At 57.7% G+C, this 6,154-nt stretch carries 4 protein-coding genes and 1 pseudogene; 2 read left to right on the top strand and 3 right to left on the bottom strand.

Translation table 11 applies throughout. The features are described from left to right. Window positions 1-900, top strand: a pseudogene (locus KORM41_RS00945) (hypothetical protein); the annotation flags it as partial. Window positions 901-956: 56 nt separating this feature from the next. Here the strand turns inward: KORM41_RS00945 and fumC are convergent. Genes fumC through KORM41_RS00930 form a run of 3 tightly spaced genes read right to left on the bottom strand, consistent with a single transcriptional unit; the run spans window position 957 to window position 5,292 of the window. Continuing rightward, complete coding sequence (gene fumC, locus KORM41_RS00940) at window positions 957-2,354, bottom strand: class II fumarate hydratase (protein WP_068143441.1); 1,398 nt, start codon at window positions 2,352-2,354, stop codon at window positions 957-959. Between the two features lie 8 nt (window positions 2,355-2,362). After that, window positions 2,363-3,643: a DUF2336 domain-containing protein gene (locus tag KORM41_RS00935; protein ID WP_068143439.1), complete on the bottom strand. Its 1,281-nt coding sequence runs from the start codon at window positions 3,641-3,643 to the stop codon at window positions 2,363-2,365. Then, a complete protein-coding gene (locus tag KORM41_RS00930) occupies window positions 3,643-5,292 on the bottom strand; it encodes a sensor domain-containing diguanylate cyclase (protein WP_231727048.1) in 1,650 nt (549 codons plus the stop codon). The genes KORM41_RS00935 and KORM41_RS00930 overlap by 1 nt, the downstream gene beginning before the upstream one ends. A gap of 134 nt (window positions 5,293-5,426) precedes the next feature. Here KORM41_RS00930 and KORM41_RS00925 point away from each other — a divergent pair, with 134 nt between their 5' ends. Then, window positions 5,427-6,119: a pyrimidine 5'-nucleotidase gene (locus KORM41_RS00925; RefSeq protein WP_068143436.1), complete on the top strand. Its 693-nt coding sequence runs from the start codon at window positions 5,427-5,429 to the stop codon at window positions 6,117-6,119. Window positions 6,120-6,154 lie beyond the last annotated feature (35 nt).

Here is a 6,154-nt window from a genome sequence, read left to right as displayed (position 1 = left end):
ATGCCGGTCGAACCCGATGGTGGCATCGGAGACGGCGCCGGACCAATACCGCTTGAAGATCCAATGCCGGTCGAACCCGATGGTGGCATCGGAGACGGCGCCGGACCAATACCGCTTGAAGATCCAATGCCGGTCGAACCCGATGGTGGCATCGGAGACGGCGCCGGACCAATACCGCTTGAAGATCCAATGCCGGTCGAACCCGATGGTGGCATCGGAGACGGCGCCGGACCAATACCGCTTGAAGATCCAATGCCGGTCGAACCCGATGGTGGCATCGGAGACGGCGCCGGACCAATACCGCTTGAAGATCCAATGCCGGTCGAACCCGATGGTGGCATCGGAGACGGCGCCGGACCCATTCCCGATGGTGAAGGCGAAACCGGTGCAGATGATGGCGAAGTAACCATCATGCCTGTAGAACCCGATGGCGGCATCGGAGACGGCGCTGGCCCCATTCCAGACGGCGAAGGCGAAACCGGTGCAGATGATGGCGAAGTAACCATCATGCCTGTAGAACCCGGTGGCGGAATCGGCGACGGTGCAGGACCACCACCAGACGCGGACATTGATCCTGTTGAGGAAAACATCATTGAAGGCGGCGGCGAAGGCACGAAGGCCGATGACACCTTCATCGCCAGCGAAGAAGCCGACACCTTCATTTTCCAAGCAGGGCATGGCAACGATACGGTCCATGGGTTTGACGTGACAGAGGATCGGCTTGATTTCTCTGGAACTGAGATCGACTTCACCGACCTCGAGAGCCTGCTTGCGCACACTTTTGATCAGGTGGATGAAGGTGTGGTGTTTGGCGTCTATATCGAAACCGGTGAAGGTACCAGCGTGTATCTGGATGGCGTCTCATCAGCCGATCTTGCGTCGGCCATGATCGACTTCTAAAGGCCTTTAGCGATACTATGGCAAACAGGAGAAGCACGGTACGTCGTGCTTCTCACTCAATCCCCTGATGGGGCGATCATCTTCGATGGGTCTGTCCAGCGGTCGAAATCTTCTTCCGAAATATAGCCAAGTCTGAGCGCCGCTTCCTTCAAGAGCAGCTTTTCATCGTTCGCCAAACGGGCTATTTCCGCCGTCTTGTCATAGCCAATGTGAGGCACCAGTGACGTGGCAAGCATCAGCGAGCTTTTGAGCAGCGCGTCAATTCGGTCACGGTCTGGCTTCAACCCATCAAGACAGCGCTTGGTGAAACTATCCACCGCATCTGAAAGAAGCCTGATCGATTGAAGCACATTATAGATAATCACCGGCTTATAGGCGTTCAGCTCCAGCTGCCCCTGGCTGCCTGCAATGGTGACAGTGGTATGGTTGCCCATCACTTGCGCGCACACCATGGTCAGCGCCTCTACCTGTGTTGGATTCACCTTGCCCGCCATGATGGACGAGCCAGGTTCGTTCTTGGGCAATAGAAGCTCCGCAAGCCCGCCGCGCGGGCCAGACCCCATCAGCCGGATATCGCCCGCGATTTTCATCAGCGCCGCCGCTGCACCATTCAAGGCACCTGAAAGCGCCACAAGTTCGTCATGAGCACTGATGCCCGCGAACTTGTTGGGGGCCGGGCTGAAGGACAGGCCCGTCAGGTCGGAGATATGGCGGCAGAAAGCCGCCGCAAAATCCGGATGGCAATTCAGCCCGGTACCCACTGCCGTCCCACCTTGCGGCAATTCGCTCAGGCGTGGCAATTGCTGCGTGAACGCGGCCAACACAGCCTCCAGCTGCGCCTGATAGGCCGAAAAGGCCTGATCGAGCGTGATGGGTGTGGCGTCCTGAAAATGGGTACGCCCGAGCTTGATCACATCACCAAATCTTTGCCGAAACGCAGCGATGGATGCGGTCATGCCGTCCAGTGCAGGCAACAACCGGCCAGATAGTTCCTGCACGGCTGAGACAAGCATCGCGGTGGGAATCGTATCGTTCGACGATTGCCCCATATTGACGTGATCGTTCGGGTGCACCGGTTCCTTGGCGCCCCGCTTGCCGCCAAGCATTTCGCTCGCACGGTTGGCGATCACCTCATTGGCGTTCATGTTGCTCTGGGTACCGCTGCCGGTCTGCCATACAGGCAAAGGAAATTCGGCGTCATGCAGGCCGGCCGCTACCTCGCCCGCTGCCGCCGCAATGGCGTCAGCCAGCCTGCCATCCAGAAGACCAATATCCTTGTTCGCCAGTGCGGCAGCCTTTTTTTGATACCCCAGAGCACGAACGAACGGTATGGGCATCACCTCAGTCCCGATCGGGAAATTCATCAGGCACCGTTCGGTCTGCGCACCCCACAAACGGTCCGCCGGCACATCAATGGTGCCTAAAGAGTCGCTTTCCTGTCGGGTTCCTGCCATAGCCCGACCTAATCAGCCTGCTCGACAAAATAGCTGAGATGCCATTCAAGCTCGTTGTCGTCGATCGGATAGTCCTTGCCATCCTTGGCATTCAGAAGCTGTGCTTTGGGCACCAAGGCGAACTTTGTCTGAAGTTCATAGGCCGTGCGCATTGAAAGCTTCGCTTTCCAGGCCAGTGCCGTCACGGCCCTGCCGCTCTTGGAATTAACAATCTGGCGTACGGTTTTTGCCGGGATATCAGCCATTACGGCAAGGCATTGCATTAAAAGCTCTCGCCGGTTTTCCTCGATCTGGTCATGGACGAATTTGTCATCCAGCGCGCCCTTTTCGAAATACTCCATGGCCTGCTTCGCCAGCTTGTCCTCTTCTTCATCGCCGACGCGTTCACTGTGCAGCCGGTCTCGCACTCTCTCCAGGAGCTCTTCCGCCTGTTCTTCAGGCAGTTCCGCCTGCTCCATCATGGCGTGAACAAGGGCTGAAGCCACAAAACCAGCGATCCGCTTCATCGCCCGGATCGACAGTTGCGGGCGCAGCGCCACCGGCGCGTGCAGGTCTTCCACTGTCTTGGCGTGATCGATAATCTGGTCCAGCGTGTCTTCGCGGATCTGCGCGTTTGGGTTGGTCAGGAGCGTGGAAATTGCTGGCACATCCAACGTGGCCGCAATGTCCTGGGAAATCTCTTCGCTGACCAAGGCTCGGCTGGCAATGGACTTCAGCGCCCCACCAGACACACCAGCCGCAATGATCTCACGCAGGTCATCATCGTTCAGAAGGGGCGAATACTGGAGGATCGGCCCACAGACAATCTCTTCAACATCGCGCGCCAGCCTGTCGACAATGGCCTTCGGCACGCTGTCTGCGCTCTTGATCTCTTCCGCCACATAGGCCCGCACCTTCGGCAGCTGGTCAGCCGCCAGGGCTTCCAGCACCTTGATGGCCTTTTCCCTGAGGGCGGTCTGTTCGCCCGGCTTGAGGCCCGGTATCAGCCGGCCGATCTTACGGGCGAGTTCTGAACGGACTTCTTCATCCTCATCGCTCGTCAACTTCTCTGCAGCCTGGATCGGCGTGGACGGGTTCTGGGCAATCGCCCGGCGAATTTCTGGCGATGCATCCTCGGCTAGAAAATAGAGCACTTCTGGCCGGGCATCTGTGCGGTTCGCAAGGGCCTGCTTTTGCCCCTCAGACCCGGTCTCCAGAATCCTTTGCTCGTCTTCCTTGGTCAGCGTTTCGGGCAACGCTTTATCTTTATCGGACTTGCCCCCAAGCAATGCCTTCAATTTACCCAGCATCAGTCTTCCTCTTCCCCCGCCGCGGTATCACCCGGGGCCTCGCTTGTCGGTGCAATAGCCACATGGCCACGCCCCGCTTCTTTAACTTCATACAGAACCGCATCGGCGCGATCGGCCAATTTCTCGAACGTCAAATCCACCCCCGCAACCGATGGGCAAACTCCGATCGATGCATTCAGCCGCAGACCGTCTCCGCCGATCTCACTCCGAATGGCAGGCATGGCCGCGATCAGGCTTTCGGCCTTCTTGGCCGCAACGTCGCTATCCATATCCTCCAGCCAGAGGATGAATTCATCACCGCCATAGCGCCCCGCAAAATCGCACGGCCTGATCATGGCCTGCATATGCTTGGCGACACCCTTGAGCGCCTGATCACCCGCCCGGTGCCCCAGTGTGTCGTTGACTTCCTTGAAATGGTCCAGATCAATAAAAACCAGACAGCCTGAAAGGCCTGTGCGGCACTGGTGCTTAAGGCGCCGTTCCACCGCTTCCAGAAGCGCACGACGGTTCATCAGCCCGGTCAGCTCGTCCTTGCTGGACAGGCGGTAAAGTGTGTCGATGAGTTCCGCCTTGCCAAACGCCGCTGTCAGCACTTCAACGACACCGCTCAAAAGCTCCACTTCAAGGTCCGACCAAGGGCTGACTTTCGTATCCCGGCTGACAATCATCATGCCGAGGCTCTTGTCCCCCCGCTGCATCCTGAGCGCAAGATGCTGGCGCTCTCCCGTGCTTTCAAATGGCAACACATGGTCTTCAGCTGCAACCAGGCTGGCCCAGATGGAGTCCATATCCAGTATTTCCTGATAGCTGCCGACGATGGAACTGGGCACGAGGCCTTCTTCATAATGCATCGCTGCCCATACCATATCGGCTCGCAGCACTTCCTGAAGTGCGGCCGACGCACTGTCGAACAGGTCATCGGCGCTTTCAGCCGTATTCAGGATGCGGGTGATCCGCTGCAAAAGCATGAACCGCAGGCCGTCCTGCTTTGTCTTTCGGGCGGCCATATAGCGGTCTGTCATGTCGCGGCACGTGCCCCGAAGGCCGGTCTGCTCACCGCGTTCATTTACAAGCGGATGCACATTGAAATGCAGCCAGCGACGGCTATCGCCTTCAAACAGAGCCGGGACATTATCAAACTGCGCCTCGCGCTTTGCTGTGAAAGGATTGCGTACAGGTGCCTCGCCATCCGGCCAGAAAATGCGCGTGGCGTTCCGGCCAAGCCACTGTTCCGTATCCTGCCCGAACGCTTCGTGAGGCGACACAAAGCGGAACCTGTAGTTTTCATCAAGCTCGAAAGACAAATCGACCGCGCCGTCCAAAAGCTCCTTCAGCATGGTGCGGCTTTTCAGAAGCGCTTCGGTCACTTTGTCGGGCAGAGTTGTATCGCGCGTCACCACCACGACCTCATTGCCCTGCGGCACGGCCACCAGCCAGTAGGTTGAGCCCTTACCGTCCTCGATGCGGGCGTCCGTTGGCAGGCCGGATGTCAGTGCTTCATGAACCGTGTGATGCAGCGGACCCTCATCTTGCTGCCACAAGGCCACTAGCGGGCCCGCAGACGGGCTTTGGTCCAGCACATCTCCACCTGCCGCAACGCGGAAGGCGCTGGACTTCGACCGGCTCAAACTGCCTGAAATACCTGCCATTTTCTTCAGTGGCGCCACATTTTCCCTTTCGCTTCCAGCTCCAGATTGCCTGAAATCTGGCCCCCTGTCATAAAAACTATGTTGCTTGCGGTTAATCTAGCTTTAATGACAATTATTGCAGTATCATATGCACCATGTTGGATTTTAAAAAGCAAAGCTTTCACCCCACCTTCGACACCCCGCGCGATGCCTGGGTTTTCGATCTTGATAACACGCTTTATGCGGCGGAATGCAACCTGTTCAGCCAGATCGACCAGAAGATCGGCGAATATGTGCAGACGCTTCTTGGCCTGAACGCCGAGGACGCCCGCAAGGTACAGAAACAGTATCTGCTGGAACACGGCACCACGCTGAAGGGCCTGATGGCGCACCATTCGGTGGACCCATACCATTATCTGGACAGCGTGCATGATATCGACTTCGCACCGATTGAGCGCGACGATCATCTGCGCGATGCCATCACCCGGCTGGATGGCCGCAGGGTGGTATTCACCAATGCAGACGCGAAATACGCCGCCAAGGTGCTGGACCGCCTTGGTATTGACGACCTGTTCGAAGATATCTTCGACATTCACGAAGCGGACCTGGAGCCCAAACCGAAACCGCAAGTGTACGACAAGTTCGTCGCCAAATACGACATTGACCCCAAGCGCGCCGTGATGTTTGAAGACATGGCCCGCAACCTTGTGCCAGCGCACGCCATGGGCATGGCCACGGTGTGGATCAACACAGGCAATATCTGGGGCAAGGCAGACCACGACCCGGAAACCGTGCATGCGGAAACCGGCAATCTGGCAACCTGGCTGCACGCTTTTTTAAACCGGTAGGTTAGGAATTCTAGGGCGGCCAGCCTGTTCCCGCG

Source organism: Kordiimonas lipolytica, from assembly GCF_001550065.1.
The sequence above is the reverse complement of the archived record's forward strand: the minus strand, read 5'-3'. Positions and strand labels throughout refer to the sequence as shown.